This window comes from Pseudomonas jilinensis (assembly GCF_003586265.1).
Classification (GTDB): domain Bacteria; phylum Pseudomonadota; class Gammaproteobacteria; order Pseudomonadales; family Pseudomonadaceae; genus Halopseudomonas; species Halopseudomonas phragmitis.
In genome coordinates, this window is record NZ_QJSA01000002.1 from 139,819 (window position 1) to 154,733 (window position 14,915).

General features: G+C 58.5%; 15 protein-coding genes. 2 read left to right on the plus strand and 13 right to left on the minus strand.

All coding sequences use genetic code 11. The annotated features are described in order from the left end of the window. Position 1 precedes the first annotated feature (1 nt). The 5 genes from C2846_RS02600 to C2846_RS02620 all read right to left on the minus strand — a co-directional run bounded on the left by C2846_RS02600 (position 2) and on the right by C2846_RS02620 (position 3,043). Positions 2-676 carry a vWA domain-containing protein gene (locus C2846_RS02600; RefSeq protein ID WP_080050441.1) on the minus strand — a complete coding sequence of 225 codons (675 nt, stop codon included), beginning with the start codon at positions 674-676 and terminating at the stop codon, positions 2-4. Positions 677-783: 107 nt separating this feature from the next. Continuing rightward, on the minus strand, positions 784-1,371 hold the full coding sequence (locus tag C2846_RS02605; protein WP_119700686.1) for an antibiotic biosynthesis monooxygenase: 588 nt from the start codon (positions 1,369-1,371) through the stop codon (positions 784-786). Between the two features lie 62 nt (positions 1,372-1,433). Beyond that, positions 1,434-2,054 carry an isochorismate family cysteine hydrolase YcaC gene (ycaC, locus tag C2846_RS02610; protein WP_080050442.1) on the minus strand — a complete coding sequence of 207 codons (621 nt, stop codon included), beginning with the start codon at positions 2,052-2,054 and terminating at the stop codon, positions 1,434-1,436. A 177-nt stretch (positions 2,055-2,231) separates the two neighbouring features. Next, positions 2,232-2,849 carry a LysE family translocator gene (locus C2846_RS02615; RefSeq protein ID WP_205890080.1) on the minus strand — a complete coding sequence of 206 codons (618 nt, stop codon included), beginning with the start codon at positions 2,847-2,849 and terminating at the stop codon, positions 2,232-2,234. Beyond that, a complete protein-coding gene (locus C2846_RS02620) occupies positions 2,846-3,043 on the minus strand; it encodes a hypothetical protein (RefSeq protein WP_119700605.1) in 198 nt (65 codons plus the stop codon). The genes C2846_RS02615 and C2846_RS02620 overlap by 4 nt, the downstream gene beginning before the upstream one ends. Before the next feature lie 334 nt (positions 3,044-3,377). Between C2846_RS02620 and C2846_RS02625 the strand changes: the two genes are divergently transcribed. Then, a complete protein-coding gene (locus tag C2846_RS02625; protein WP_119700606.1) occupies positions 3,378-4,625 on the plus strand; it encodes a hypothetical protein in 1,248 nt (415 codons plus the stop codon). Positions 4,626-4,633: 8 nt separating this feature from the next. On the opposite strand, the gene C2846_RS02630 is transcribed toward C2846_RS02625, so the two are convergent. From C2846_RS02630 to metH, 8 genes are all read right to left on the minus strand, one after another. Then, a complete protein-coding gene (locus C2846_RS02630) occupies positions 4,634-5,170 on the minus strand; it encodes a class I SAM-dependent methyltransferase (RefSeq protein ID WP_119700607.1) in 537 nt (178 codons plus the stop codon). Positions 5,171-5,175: 5 nt separating this feature from the next. Further along, positions 5,176-5,412: a hypothetical protein gene (locus C2846_RS02635; protein ID WP_080050446.1), complete on the minus strand. Its 237-nt coding sequence runs from the start codon at positions 5,410-5,412 to the stop codon at positions 5,176-5,178. 131 nt (positions 5,413-5,543) lie between these two features. Beyond that, positions 5,544-5,945, minus strand: coding sequence for a GFA family protein (locus tag C2846_RS19015; RefSeq protein WP_080050447.1), 402 nt, complete (start codon positions 5,943-5,945; stop codon positions 5,544-5,546). A gap of 140 nt (positions 5,946-6,085) precedes the next feature. Beyond that, positions 6,086-6,583 (minus strand): DUF934 domain-containing protein, encoded by a 498-nt coding sequence (locus tag C2846_RS02645; RefSeq protein WP_080050448.1) that lies wholly within the window; start codon positions 6,581-6,583, stop codon positions 6,086-6,088. Next, positions 6,567-8,225 carry a nitrite/sulfite reductase gene (locus C2846_RS02650; protein WP_080050449.1) on the minus strand — a complete coding sequence of 553 codons (1,659 nt, stop codon included), beginning with the start codon at positions 8,223-8,225 and terminating at the stop codon, positions 6,567-6,569. The genes C2846_RS02645 and C2846_RS02650 overlap by 17 nt, the downstream gene beginning before the upstream one ends. A 554-nt stretch (positions 8,226-8,779) precedes the next feature. Further along, positions 8,780-8,971, minus strand: coding sequence for a DUF2970 domain-containing protein (locus C2846_RS02655; protein WP_177344573.1), 192 nt, complete (start codon positions 8,969-8,971; stop codon positions 8,780-8,782). Between the two features lie 110 nt (positions 8,972-9,081). Then, positions 9,082-10,416: an MATE family efflux transporter gene (locus C2846_RS02660; protein ID WP_240638136.1), complete on the minus strand. Its 1,335-nt coding sequence runs from the start codon at positions 10,414-10,416 to the stop codon at positions 9,082-9,084. A gap of 7 nt (positions 10,417-10,423) precedes the next feature. Next, positions 10,424-14,134 carry a methionine synthase gene (gene metH, locus C2846_RS02665; RefSeq protein WP_119700608.1) on the minus strand — a complete coding sequence of 1,237 codons (3,711 nt, stop codon included), beginning with the start codon at positions 14,132-14,134 and terminating at the stop codon, positions 10,424-10,426. Between the two features lie 191 nt (positions 14,135-14,325). Here metH and nfuA point away from each other — a divergent pair, with 191 nt between their 5' ends. Further along, positions 14,326-14,910, plus strand: coding sequence for a Fe-S biogenesis protein NfuA (gene nfuA, locus C2846_RS02670; protein ID WP_080050452.1), 585 nt, complete (start codon positions 14,326-14,328; stop codon positions 14,908-14,910). Positions 14,911-14,915 lie beyond the last annotated feature (5 nt).

A 14,915-nucleotide genomic window follows, 5' to 3' on the forward strand; every position in this document is an offset into this window, starting at 1 on the left:
CTCAGATCTCGACTTCGGCCCAGGAGTCGGTCGCCGGCAGGCTGATCCGCTCACCGGGTACGCTGGCCGATACGGTCGACATACTGCGACTCAGCCAAATGAACAGCTCACGGAACTGCAAACCCTTGAGTTTTTTCGGCGTCTTGTTGGAGAACTGCCCCAGTGCGGCGAAATCCGCGCCCTCGGTGCCGATCGGGAACACTACCACGCGTTTGTCGGACTCTTCCTGACGGCAGCGCTGGGCTGCCTGCTCCCAGCCAAAATCGTTCGGGCAGCCATCGGAGATCATGATGACCCAGGGGCGGGTGCTGGATATGCCGTTGGCGTCGTATACGGCCTTCTGGTTGCGCACCTCATCCAGCGCCAGATCCATCCCCTTGCCCAGCGGCGTCATGCCGTTGGCCTGAATCACCGGTGGCTTGAAGTCCACCGCATCGGTCCAGGGCTGGAGAATCTGAACATCTTCGAAACCGCCGACGGCAATGACCAGCACCTGGACCCGCATGGCGGCCATGGCGTCATTCTTGAGTTCCTGGGCGAAGATTTCCAGTCCGGCATTGAGCTGGGCCATAGGTTCGCCAGCCATGGAGCCGGAAGCGTCCAGTACCAGTACGCACGGGGTGCGTTGATTGGTGTTGTCGATGAATTCGACGCCGGGAATAGCGGAGAAAGACATGCGCAAAGTCCTTTTCGGTGTAAAGAAGTGCCGTCATGGGCACAGGCAAGGCGGAAATCTTAACGAAACCGGGCAGGAAATGTAACCTTGCTGAGTCAACCCTGGACTCAGCGAAACAGCCAGCCGGCCACCAATCTGACAACCCGGGGCATGATGACATAGACCACCAGACCAACGATGGTGGCGGCTATCAGACCATGACTGATACCCCAGGCGGACAGCACTGGTACCTGGCGGAACAGCGGCTGAAATGCCAGCGGAACCAGCATGGTCAGGGGCCAGATCACGGAGGTGGTCACCAGCCACTGCTTCCAGCGTGTGGGTTGTTTGCTCTGGGCGGTGGGTGGGGTGAACCAGAAGTCGATACCGCTGTGTATTTCTATGTGCTCGGTCTGGGCCAGTATGGGGCGGATATCGGCAATTAATTCCCGGCGCTGGTCCGAGTCCAGCCAGCTCTGAGCCTGCTCCTGGCTGGAAAAGCGTACGGCAATCTCGAAGGTCTGATCCGTGCCAACCGGGCGTAGAATGTGGACGCCCTGGTGGCCGGGAAACCGCGCGGCGGTGGTGATGATCTGTCTGAGCCAGGTTTCATAGCGGTTGCGGTCATCGGGGGAGACCTGGTGACGAATGATGATTGAAGCACCCTGGTTGCCATGGCTGCTCGAGTCGCCGTTATTGTCGTTGCTCTGGTTCATGACTGGCCTGCCTCTGTGGTAACCCGCCAGACCTGTTTCATGCAGATCTGGCGGGTGAAACATCAACCATTCTGGGCGCTATAACTCTGTATCAGGTTGGCATAGGCGGGCAGGTGGCTGGCGAGCAGTCCTCCGAAACCTTCGATGTCGTTGCGCCAGTCCCGGTGCAGCTCACAACCAACCGCAAACCAGGTCATCATCTGGGCGCCGGCTTCGGCCATACGACTCCAGGAGGCTTCCCGGGTAGTGGGGTTGAAAGTGCCAGAGGCATCGGCAACCACAAACACCTCAAAACCCTCCTCAATGGCCGACAGTACCGGAAAGGCCACGCACACTTCGGTTACCACCCCGGCAATCAGCAATTGCTTCTTGCCTGTGGCTTTGACGGCCTGGACGAAGTCGGCATTGTCCCAGGCATTGATCTGGCCTGGGCGAGCAAAGTAGGGCGCGTCGGGAAACATGGCCTTGAGTTCCGGGACCAGCGGTCCATTGGGGCCAGACTCGAAGCTTGTGGTCAGAATGGTTGGTATGTTGAAGAACTTGGCGATGTCTGCCAGGGCCAGCACATTGTTCTTGAAGTCATCAGGGGAAAAATCCCGTACCAGTGACAGCAGACCGGATTGATGGTCGACCATCAGCAGTGCGACATCGTTCTTGTCTAGACGCTTATATTGAAAAGCCATGGGGGTCTCCTTGTGTGCGTCATTGGGTATCCGCGCGGGGGTGGAGCGGTATGTTGCGGATAATGACAGCCTAGACTGAGCAACCATGGTGTATAAGACTCAAACCCGATATACCGGGGCTGAAAAATAGCATTGATGCATATGCGGGCAATATGCGGGCGACCTGCAAGGACTTGGTCAGGTCTTGATCAAAAGATACGAGCCAGCACCTGTCATCAGTCCCCCGGCTGCCAGCCTGGTGCTGCGCTTAAGTCGGGGGCTCTTGATCAGTATTACCACTTTTCTGGCGGCCAAGGCATAGCCCAGTTTCACACCACCCACAGCTACCAGTGTCAGGGTCGCGATCATGGCAATATCTGCCGCCTGGATACTGCTCAGGTCGACGAATACTGGCAGCAGGCTGGCATAGAAAAAGATGGCCTTCACATCACCCAGGGTGATCAGTAGACCAGCAAGCAAACTGGTCGGTAGGGATGTGGCCGGGCTTTCTGATGGTGCCGACTTTAAAGCGGCTCCTGAGCGCAAGAGCGTGATGCCGAACCAGATCAGATAGGCGCCTGCCAGGTAGCGCAAAGCTAGAAACAGACTGCCCAGCAGTTCGGCTAGCGCAGTCATACCCAGAACCGCCAGGAGCACAAAAATCAGATCACCCAGCACGATACCAGCAGCCACTGCTGCACCATGAGCAAGGCCTGCAGTGGAAGAACGGGTCACAACCAAGGCTACACTGGTACTCGGTACCACTGCCAGTATGGCCATCATCATGAACAGGGTAGCTGCTTCGTGCATGCTCATGCTGAGGCCTGCCTGATGGCTACGACCGAAAAAGTGTGCCAGTGCTTGGGCCTGCCCAGCGCGGTTGTACCGGGTTCGTCATGCTCCTGAAAACGCACCACTTCGAACTGCTCAAAAAGCGCCAGTATCTGACTCTCGGTCATAGCATTGATCTGGTGCTGTGAATTCGCTACCCAGCTATCGTTCAGACCCATAAAGTCTCCAGCGAAGACGCCGCCTGGCTCAATGCAGGCCCTGATCCTGGTCCAGGTGGCGGGAAACGGCCTGGGTCGGAAAAATACAGGCTGGCGGTTTTCATTCATATAGAGTTTTCAGCAAACCTCGCGCCCGTGTTGCCCATGCTTCTCATAATCTCTCGTGCAGGCAAACGGTAGCACAGCACGGCGACGTGCTCTATTGCCAGGGGGGGAGCGATGTTTTAAGGTTCGGCCCCCTACGCAATTACTACACGGAACGTTCAATGCGCGTTATTTCATTTTCTCTTATCGTCCTCTGTGTCGGCCTGATACCCATGCTGGCGGTGGCATCATGAGCTGGCAGGGTAAGTCAGCTCCAGCTGAAGAGTTGGCGCAGCATGGGCTGGCCAGCAACCGTGACGTTGGCTATTGGCTTGCGTTGATCATGGGCGCAGGGTTGAGTCTGTTTGTTTTGCCGTGGGTGCTGCTCATTCCCAGTGAGCTTGCGCAAGGCAACTATGAGATTTTGGCCATACTGCCGTTGTTGGTGGTTGGCTCTGGCCTGTTGGTCTGGGGCTGGATGTTGCGTCGACGTTATTTGCTGATTGGTCCTACACGACTGTTTCTCGACCCATTGCCAGGGCAGGTTGGTGGTCAGATCGGTGGGAGCTTCCAGCTCAGTCATGGTAGCTGGGTCGGGCCACCACAGATCTGGCTGAACTGCGTGTATGTCTACAGCACAGGCACGGGCAAACAGCGTCAAACCCGTCGCGATGTGCTCTGGCAGTCTGAGCAGATTGCCTGGGTCAGGCCGCAGGGCATGAAGACTGAGAACCGTTTTGTTTTTGATGTGCCGCAAAATCTCCCGACCAATGGCCGACATCCCACAAGGGTTGGCCGTGTCGAGTGGGTGGTGCACTGTGAGGGGCGGTGGCGACCGCCGGCTGGCTCCGCGGCCAACAACGGAAAGTCTGTGAAATTCGTGCGCGACTGGAGCATCCCGGTTGAGCAGGGCAGTGCCCAGAGCAGTCTCGCTCGTCCGGCTATTCTGCAGCAGGCCGAACAGCAACAGGCTCGTGCGCATATTGATGCTTACCTGAGTCCCGGCCAGGTGTCCGGCCAATACCAGTTGAACAGCAAGGCTGGTCGTATACCCGCCCTGGGCCTGGCGCTACTGTTGTTTGGGACCGTGTTCAGTGCTGCGGGTGGTTTTATGCTGTTCTTGGCGCTGGACGGTGAGCCCATGCTCTGGGTAGTCGGGCCGGTATTCCTGTTACCGGGGCTGATGACAGTCATGACCGGTATCATGTTTTTGGGGCGCAGCCTGAAGGTCGAGATCAGTCGTCAACAGATACGTATTGTGCGCTATTTATTCGGTATGCCGCTCTACCGGCGGCAGGCTGTACTTGACACCAACTCGCGTCTGGAAATTCGCTGCAGGTTATCAAGTACCGGCAACCGTCCGGTCAGTACTGAGTACTATACGGCTTATGTTGTGGCTGGCGATAAGCGCCTGCCGGTCGCTGAAGGCATTGTTGGTCAGAGTGCTGCTGAGGCTCTGTGCCGTGAAGTGGGGCGTAGTACAGGACTGGTGTTCTGAGGCCAGGCTTATTGGTTCGCAGGGATCGCAGCCGGTTTTCTGGCAACGATGAATACCGATGCCTGGTCTGGCTGCCACTCGAACTCTGGCGTGAAGCCAGCCTTGGCCAGCATGGACAGCAGCTCCTGTTTACCGAAGCGGCTTACGTGTGGGGCCAGGCCTAGCAGTTGCATCAGCGGAATCACCAGGCGCCAGAAGGGTGATACGTTATTCACCAGCGCCGTGCTGGAGACAAAGATGCCCCCGGGTTTAAGCAGGTCGTGTACCCGCGCCATGGCAGCGTTTACGTCCTCGAGCAGGTGCAGTACATTCAGTCCCAGCACGGCATCAAAGCTTTCCGGGGGCAGCTTGAGCTCTTCCAGAGTTCCTTGTTGAAAGCTGATGTTACCAATACCGGCTTCTGCGGCTTTGATCTCTGCAATCTCGAGCATCCTGCTTGATATGTCGCTGGCAACAATGTGCCTGACAAAGGGGGCATGGATAATGGCAGTGCTACCAGTGCCGCAGCCGACGCTGATTTGAGTTCTGGATGAGGTATGCGGCAGGGTTGTTAGCTAATCTTGCGGCTGATCTCGGCCAGTTTGAGCGCCATGGCCTGATCGATTTCTTCAGGCTTGATACGCGCAATGATGTTTTTCAGTACGCGGATCTCGTTCTGATCGATTACACCGTCGCGCTCGGCGATGGCAACAATTCTGCCCAGTTCTTCGGCATCCAGGCGGCCGTCATTGGAAAAGCACTGGATGGAGTGAAATGACATTTCGAGGTAGTCGCGGCTTTCTGACATGGTCTTTCCCTGATGTGTTTAATCCTTGGTGGCCGGGTGCATGATTACGCATTAATAGAGGTGGAGCAAGCCTGGAAGGTCCACCCCCGGCCTGCAGTAAGTATCGTGCGGTTTGAACCGCAGTCTATTTATCACCAGCCGGGGGGCCAGGCTTCGAATTGCGGCAAATTGTCGGTTATTTCATGCCATGGGGCTTTGGAGCCAGTGAAGATATGCAATTGCGGTCTGACGCCAGGGTCACCCTCAATACTGCCCAGTGTGACCGAGGTGATTCTGCCTTGATCGCTTGCAGCTAAGGTGGAACCGCACTCGAGACAAAAACACCAGCCTGCGCCGGAAGCAGTCTCATACACCTTGACCAAATCTCGGCCAGAGACCCAGCTAAAATCCTCGGGATTGCATTTTGCATAGGTAGAAAAGGCTGCGCCGTGTTGGCGTCGACACATGGAACAATGACAGTGGCTGGCCTCGGAGAGTGGGCCATTGATGACGTAGCGGACCTTGCCACACAGACAACTACCGGTGAGACGCATGCTGGGTTCTCCCTCACGAGTCGTTATGTGGCGTAAGTATACGCCCTGATGGCTGTCGTTGCCGACACGGTATCCTGGCTGGAAAGATCATTGCAGGTAGGCTGGGAGAGCGCCGGGGCGTAAGCCCCGGCTTTTTTGACTCAGGCGCGACGGCGGAATAGCGGCAGCGGCTGATCGGTGGCGGCCTGGTAGACTTCGGAGAAGTCCTGCAGGCTGGCCAAAGCTTCATCGGCGTCGCGGTCTTCACGCAGGGCATAGGCATCGAAGCCACAGCGTTTCATGAAAAACAGCTGATCGCGTAGCACGTCGCCGATGGCGCGTACTTCACCTTTGTAGCCGTAGCGGTCACGCAGGATGCGGGCGGTGGAGTAGTGGCGACCGTCACTGAACACCGGGAAATTCAGGGCAATGACCTGAAAGTGTTCAAGATCTCCTTCGATTTCCTCGATCTGCTCGTCGCTGTCCAGCCATACGCCAAGCCCGCCATCACGGGCCTTGAGGGCGTGGGCATGTTCGCGCCACAGGGCCAGCGGGACGATCAGGTCGTCACTGTTGGGCAGCCCGTCGAGGCTGGCGTCCTTGTCCAGCAGGTGCCAGTTTTCCACGACAACCTGGTTGCCTTTAATTATTCGTTGCATACACGCGCTCCTTGAAGGGGGCCATGCCGATACGCTGGAAGGTATCGAGGAACTGTTCTTCGTCGGTCCGGCTTTCGAGGTAAACGCCGATGACTTTCTGGATTACTTCCGGCATTTGATCGGCGGCAAAGGACGGGCCAAGGATCTGGCCGATGCTGGCCTTGCGGCCGCTATTGCCGCCCAGCGAGACCTGGTAGAACTCTTCACCTTTCTTGTCGACCCCAAGAATGCCGATATGGCCGACGTGGTGGTGACCGCAAGCGTTCATGCAGCCGGAGATGTTCAGGTCCAGGTCGCCAATGTCGTGCAGGTAGTCGAGGTCATCAAAAGTACGCTGGATAGCTTCGGCAATCGGGATCGACTTGGCATTGGCCAGCGAGCAGAAATCACCGCCGGGGCAGCAGATGATGTCGGTCAGCAGGCCGATATTCGGAGTGGCGAAGCCTTGCTCGCGGCACTCCTGCCACAGAGCGTAGAGGTCGCTTTGCTTGACGTCGGCCAGGACCAGATTCTGGTTGTGGGTGACGCGCAGTTCGCCAAAGCTGTAGCGTTCGGCCAGATCGGCAGCCGCTTCGAGCTGCTTGTCGGTGGCGTCGCCCGGAGCCACGGCGGTCGGCTTGAGCGACAGGGTTACTGCGGCGTAGCCCGGTACCTTGTGTGCAGTGACGTTGCGCAGCGCCCAGTTGTTGAAGCCTTTGTCGCTGCCGCGTTTGGCCAGGTAGCCGGCATCATCGGTGCTGAAACTCTCATAGGCCGGCGCAGTGAAGTGTTTGGCTACCCGCTCGAGCTCCTGCTCGGTCAGGGTGGCCGGGCCGTCCTTGATGTGCACCCATTCGGCTTCGACCTTCTCGGCAAAGGCCTCCGGGGTCAGGGCCTTGACCAGGATCTTGATCCGCGCCTTGTACTTGTTGTCACGGCGGCCGTAACGGTTGTACACGCGCAGGATAGCGTCCAGATAGGTCAGCAGGTGCTGCCAGGGCAGGAACGCGCGGATTTCGCTACCGACCATCGGGGTACGGCCGAGACCGCCGCCAACCAGAACCCGGAAGCCGATTTCACCGGCGTCGTTTCTGACCACGTTCAGACCGATGTCATGCACGCCAATCGCGGCACGGTCTTCGGCCGCACCGTTGACGGCAATCTTGAACTTGCGCGGCAGGAAGGCGAATTCCGGGTGGAAGGTCGACCACTGGCGGATGATTTCACACCAGGGACGCGGATCGACGATTTCGTCGGCGGCAACGCCGGCGAACTGGTCGGTGGTGGTGTTGCGGATGCAGTTGCCGCTGGTCTGGATGGCATGCATCTGGACTTCCGCCAGATGGGCGAGAATGTCCGGCACATCTTCCAGTTCCGGCCAGTTGAACTGGACGTTCTGGCGGGTACTGAAGTGCGCATAGCCCTTGTCATACTGACGGGCGATGAACGCCAGCTTACGCATCTGCCGCGAAGAGATCAGGCCATAGGGAATGGCTACACGCAGCATGGGAGCGTAACGCTGAATGTAGAGGCCATTCTGCAGACGCAGCGGAAGGAATTCGGGATCGCTCAACTCGCCGGCAAGGTAGCGGCGGGTCTGATCGCGGAACTGCTTGACGCGGTCCTCGACGATCTTTTGATCATATTCGTCGTAGATATACATGCAGGCAACCTGTCAGCGGGGTTTCTTTGTACCCCTTTTTTCGTGGAGTTGGCCCTGGTCAGGCTCAGGCTAAGGCGGCAGACAATAGCAGTTTTTCGATATGCGCAAAAGTAATGTTTATCTATATGTTTATGCGGAAATTCCGATATAGGCGCGTATCAATCAAAGGCTTGCCGTGTCTGGATTGCTAGTCTTTACTGGTATTGTCTGTGCCCGCCGGGCATCGGCTTGTGATAACAAAAAGAGGATAGCATCCCATGAGTGAACACGACCTACAGGAAGCCACAACAACCGACAGCCGGATCGATGCCTGGGCCGCGGTGGCGCTGATTCTGATTGCCGTGCTGACAGCAGTGTTTTGGGTCAGTCAGCGCTAGGACAACACTGACTAATCGCGCACAAGCCCTGGAGCCCTGTTGGCGCTGACCTGTTCTGGACTGTCGATGCCCCGGATGGGCATCGTCAAGCCCCCAGGGACGGGTTTACGGCGTGTCCAGAACAGGTCAGCGCCAATTGGGCTAACACCGAAACTGAAATCAGTATTTCCATAGGGGTTATACACCAGCCAGGTGCAGGATCAGCTTGACCAGGCCGAAGATGGTCAGCACGAACAGGGCGGTGAAGGCGATACCCAGGATGATGAAGTGACTCGGCTTGCCTTGGGTGAAGTCGCGCTCTCGGGCCTTGTTGCTGTGTACCCCGAGCGCGGCCCATAGCACGCTGGACAGGGTGTCGCGAAAGCGCATGGGGGGCTGCGGTTGTTCTGGCTGTTGCTGCTTGTGCTGATCGTTGCTCATGGCTGGCTCGCTGTCATTGCTCTGGCTCTGGGGCGTCAACAGACCCTAGCATAGCCCGCTCAGATGTGAATGTCCGCCCAGTGCCTGCGTCGCCACATGATGGCGAAGATGATCGAGTTGAGCGCTCGGTAGCCGCTTTGCAGCAGCCAGATCAATAACAGCCCGCCCCCGAGTACCGGTCCGGCCAGGTAGGCGCAGGGCAGGAATATCAGCCACTGGCTACCCAAATTCACCGACATCACCGTACGGCTGGCACCGGCGCCGAGCAGGGCCTGGGTCAGAACCAGCGCAGTGGCATCCAGGGTCATGCCCAGGCCGGTAATACGCAGCGGCCATTCCCCCAGAGCGATGAGCGCCGGGTCCTGGGTGAACAGACTGAGCACGAAGTGCGGCGCCAGCCAGAATGGCATGCCCATGATAAATAGTGCCACAGCTGCCACACGTACCACATCCCAACCCCAGCGATAGGCATCTTCCGGTTTGTTGGCTCCCAGGCTGTGACTGACCAGCGTGGTGGCGGCCATGCCCAGACCAACCCCGGGCAGGATCAGAAATAGCGCCAGGTTGACCAGTACGTGGGCGATGGCCAGTTCGGCGGTGCCGACCTGGGCGATGATCCAGAACAGGGTGGTGATGCCGGTGGCGAAGAAGAGCTGTTGCAGCGAGTTGGGCATCGACAGCCGCAGCATCGACACGATGCCACTGAACTGCGGGCGGGCCTGAAGAAAACCGTGCGCGCGGCCACGTCGCAGGGTAATACTCAGATAGAGCGCCGAGCCGAGGAACATGGCGATGCAGGTGCCTAGTCCCGAGCCTTCGGCGCCCATTTCCGGCAGGCCGAACTTGCCGAAGATCAGGCCGTAACTGATTGCCACGTTGGCCAGATGCATGACCACCAGAATACGCAGGTACAACCCTGACTCGCGAATACCGTTCCAGTAGCCGCGAAAGGCAAAATTGGCACCTACAGCGATGATCGCCAGGCTGCGCCAGTGGAAGTAGTCGACACCGATCTCGACCACGCCCTGATCCGAGGAAAGAAAGCCAATGATGCGCTCGGCATTGAACCAGCACAGCAGAGTCAGCGGCACGGCCAGCAGGGCGGCGATCAACAGCCCTTCGTTGAGTGGGGCGGCGACTTCAGTTTCGCGACCCTGGCCTCGGCGCCGCGCTACCATAGCCTGAACACCGGCACCCAGTCCCATGACCAGGGCTATGGCCATGAAATTGGCGTAACTGCCCAGGCCAACCCCGGCCAGTGCTTCCTTGCCCAGGCTGCCGACCATGGCCGCATCGACCAGGTTCAGCAGACTTTGGCTGAGCATGCCGCCCATAATCGGCAGGCCCAGCAGCGTAATGGTGCGCAGGCGGCTGCGGGCAGGTAGCAGGCTCACGCCGACCTCAGTTGTCGTAACCGAGGTTGGGCGACAGCCAGCGCTCGCTGACGCTCAGGTCCTGCTCCTTGCGTTGGCTGTAACTTTCCACCTGATCACGCTCAATCTTGCCTACGGCAAAATACTTGCTCTCGGGGTGAGCAAAGTACCAACCGCTGACGGCGGCGGCCGGGAACATGGCGAAGTGTTCGGTAAGGAATACGCCGCTGCGACCGGGTTTGCCGAATTCGGCCTCGGGGTCGAGCAGGCTGAACAAGGTAGCCTTTTCGGTATGATCCGGGCAGGCCGGGTAGCCGGGAGCAGGGCGGATACCGCGATACTTCTCGCGAATCAGGTCTTCATTGTTCAGGTGCTCGTCGCTGGCATAGCCCCAGTACTCACGGCGCACGCGCTCATGCAGCCATTCGGCGCAGGCCTCGGCCAGGCGGTCGGCCAGGGCCTTGACCATGATCGAGTTGTAGTCATCGCCCTTGGCTTCGTATTGCTTGGCTAACTCTTCGGCGCCGATACCAGCGGTGGTGATGAAGCCGCCGACATAGTCGGTCAGGCCGCTGCTTTCTGGTGCGACGAAGTCGGCCAGACACAGATTTGGCTTGGCGTCCGGGAAGATGCTTTGTTGGCGCAGGTGGTGCAGGGTGGCCAGTGGCTGGCCCTGTTCGTTACGGACCTGAATGTCGTCGTCATTGACCTGATTGGCCGGCCAAAAGCCGAACACCGCCCGGGCTTTGATAAGCTTTTCATCAATCAGCTTTTTCAGCATGGCCTGCGCATCGGCGAACAGCGAGCGGGCGGCTTCACCGACGATCTCATCGTCAAGGATGCGCGGATATTTGCCAGCCAGATCCCAGGAAATGAAGAACGGCGTCCAGTCGATGTACTCGGCCAGTACCGCCAGATCGATATCGTCCAGGGTCCGTGCGCCAGTGAAACTCGGAACTGGCGGCTGGTAGGTCTGCCAGTCCAGTTGCAGCTTGTTGGCCACTGCCTGCGGGTAGCTCAGGCGCTCGGTACGGGCGCTGCGGTTGGCAGTGCGCTCGCGGACCACTTCGTACTCGGCGCGGGTTTTGGCGACGAACTCGGGCTTGAGCTCTTTAGACAGCAGGCTGGTCGCCACACCGACCGCACGTGAGGCATCGGTTACATAGATCACCGCGTCGTTGTGGTATTGCGGTTCGATCTTCACCGCGGTGTGAGCCTTGGAAGTGGTGGCGCCGCCGATCATTAGCGGCAGATTGAAGCCCTGGCGCTGCATTTCCTTGGCGACATGGACCATTTCATCCAGCGATGGGGTGATCAGTCCGGACAGCCCAATGATGTCGCACTTTTCCTCGATGGCGGTCTTGAGGATCTTCTCCGCCGGGACCATGACGCCCATGTCGACAATGTCATAGCCATTGCAGCCCAGCACTACGCCGACGATATTCTTGCCGATATCGTGGACGTCGCCTTTGACTGTGGCCATCAGCACCTTGCCCTTGGGCTCAGGGTTGTCGCCCTTTTCCTCTTCAATAAAGGGGATCAGATGGGCAACTGCCTGTTTCATCACACGGGCGGATTTGACCACCTGAGGCAGGAACATCTTGCCGGCACCGAACAGGTCGCCCACCACATTCATGCCGGCCATCAGCGGCCCTTCGATCACTTCGATCGGCCGTGCGCACCGCTGGCGGCACTCCTCGGTGTCCTCGACGATGTGAGTGGTGATGCCTTTGACCAACGCATGTTCCAGACGTTTTTCCACACTCCAGCCACGCCATTCCTCGTTCTCGGCTTCCTTGACGCTGCCGTCGCCCTTGTACTGGTCGGCAATTGCCAGCAGGGCTTCGGTTGCACCGGGGTGACGGTTGAGCACCACATCTTCGACTTTGTCACGCAGTTCGGCCGGGATCTCGTCGTAGATCTCCAACTGGCCGGCATTGACGATGCCCATGTTCAGGCCATTCTTGATCGCGTGGTAAAGGAAGACCGAGTGAATGGCCTCACGCACCGGGTTGTTGCCACGGAACGAGAACGAGACGTTGGATACCCCGCCAGAGCTCAGCGCATAGGGCAGATTGTCGCGGATGTAGGCGCAGGCGTTGATGAAGTCGACGGCGTAGTTGTTGTGCTCGTCAATGCCGGTTGCCACGGCGAAGATGTTGGGGTCGAAGATGATGTCTTCCGGCGGGAAGCCCACCTCATTGACCAGAATGTCGTAGCTGCGCTTGCAGATTTCCGCCTTGCGCGCCTCGGTATCGGCCTGGCCCTGCTCGTCAAAGGCCATCACTACCACGGCAGCGCCATAACGCTTGCACAGGTGTGCGTGGTGCTTGAACTGCTCGATCCCTTCTTTCATCGAGATCGAGTTGACAATACCCTTGCCCTGAATACATTTCAGGCCGGCCTCGATCACCTCCCATTTGGAGGAGTCGATCATGATTGGCACGCGGGCGATATCCGGCTCGCCGGCAATCAGGTTGAGGAAGGTGACCATGGCTGCCTGGGAGTCGAGCATCCCTTCATCCATGTTGATGTCGATCACCTGGGCCCCGGCTTCGACCTGCTGCAGGGCGACTTCCAGGGCCTCGGTGTAATTCTCTTCACGGATCAGCCGGGCAAAGCGGGCAGAACCGGTGATGTTGGTACGCTCGCCGACGTTGACGAACAGCGAGCTGCGATCGATTGTGAACGGCTCGAGCCCCGACAGGCGGCAGGCTTTGGGGATGTCGGGAATGACTCGGGGCGGGTACTTGGCCACCGCCTCGGCAATCGCCTGAATGTGTCCGGGGGTAGTGCCGCAGCAGCCGCCGACAATGTTCAGGAAACCTGAGGCGGCAAACTCCTCGATGATCGCGGCAGTCTGTGCTGGGGTTTCGTCGTACTCACCAAAGGCGTTCGGCAGGCCGGCGTTGGGGTGTGCCGAGACATGGGTATCAGCCTTGGTCGCCAGTTCTTCCAAATAAGGTCGCAGTTCATTAGCGCCCAGTGCGCAGTTCAGGCCCACCGAGATCGGCTTGGCATGGCGTACCGAGTTCCAGAATGCTTCGGTGGTCTGGCCCGACAGGGTGCGGCCGGAGGCGTCGGTAATGGTGCCGGAGATCATGATCGGCAGCTCGATCCCGAGCTCTTCAAACACCCCTTGCACGGCGAAAATGGCCGCCTTGGCATTGAGGGTGTCGAAAATGGTCTCGATCAGAATCAGGTCCGATCCACCTTCGATCAGGCCACGGGTGGCACTGCTGTAGTCCTCGACCAGTTCGTCGAAGGTGACGTTGCGGTAGCCAGGGTTGTTTACATCCGGCGAGATTGAACAGGTACGGCTGGTTGGCCCCAGCACCCCGGCAACAAAGCGCGGACGATCCGGGGTTTCGACGGTTTTCTCATCACAGACCCGGCGAGCCAGGCGAGCGCCTTCAACATTCAGCTCGTAGGCCAGTTCCTGCATGCCGTAGTCGGCCTGGGAAATTCGGGTGGCGTTGAAGGTGTTGGTTTCGATGATGTCGGCGCCTGCATCCAGGTAGGCGCGCTCGATCGCGGCGATTTTGTCCGGTTGGGTCAGGATCAGCAGGTCATTATTACCCTTTAGGTCCATCGGCCAGTCAGCGAAGCGTTCGCCCCGATAGTCAGCTTCTTCCAGTTTGAAGCTCTGGATCATGGTGCCCATGCCGCCGTCGAGAATCAGGATGCGCTGGCGCAGGGCCTCATGCAGGGCGGTCAAGCGGGTACTCAGGTCTGACATGGATGCTCCGGGGGGTTAGCGCTGAGAAAAGCCCGCTAGCTTAGCAGAACATCGGCCAACACTGAACGCGCGATGGCGATGGGCTGCATTTCGGCATGCCTGGCAAATAACCTAGTATAAAGGTAGGACTTTATTCGCGGGCAGCTATCCCGTACACTATGGGCCATCAGTCACTGCTCAAGAGGCATTTCATGGCAGGCATTCATTTTAGTGACACGGCCCAGTCGTACCTGGCCGAGTTGCTGTCCAAGCAGGACGCCGAAGGTGTTGGTATCCGTGTATTCATTACCCAGCCGGGTACTCCCTACGCGGAAACCTGTATCGCCTACTGCAAACCTGGCGAGGAAAAGCCCGAGGATGAACTGCTGGTGCTGGATGCCTTCAATGTCTGGATCGATGCGATCAGTATTCCTTTCCTGGATGACGCCGTGGTCGATTACGCCACTGACCGCATGGGCGGGCAACTGACGATCAAAGCACCAAACGCCAAGGTGCCGATGGTCAATGAAGACAGCCCGCTCAATGAGCGCATCAACTACCTGCTGCAAACCGAAATCAACCCCGGGCTGGCCAGCCATGGCGGTGAGGTCAAGCTGATCGATGTGGTTGAGGGTGGTGTGGCGATTCTGCAGTTCGGTGGCGGTTGTCAGGGCTGCGGTATGGTCGATGTCACCCTTAAGGAAGGCATCGAAAAGACTCTGGTAGCGCGAATCCCGGAAATTACTGCCGTGCGTGACGTAACCGATCACACAGTCAAGGAAAATGCCTACTATTAAGCGCG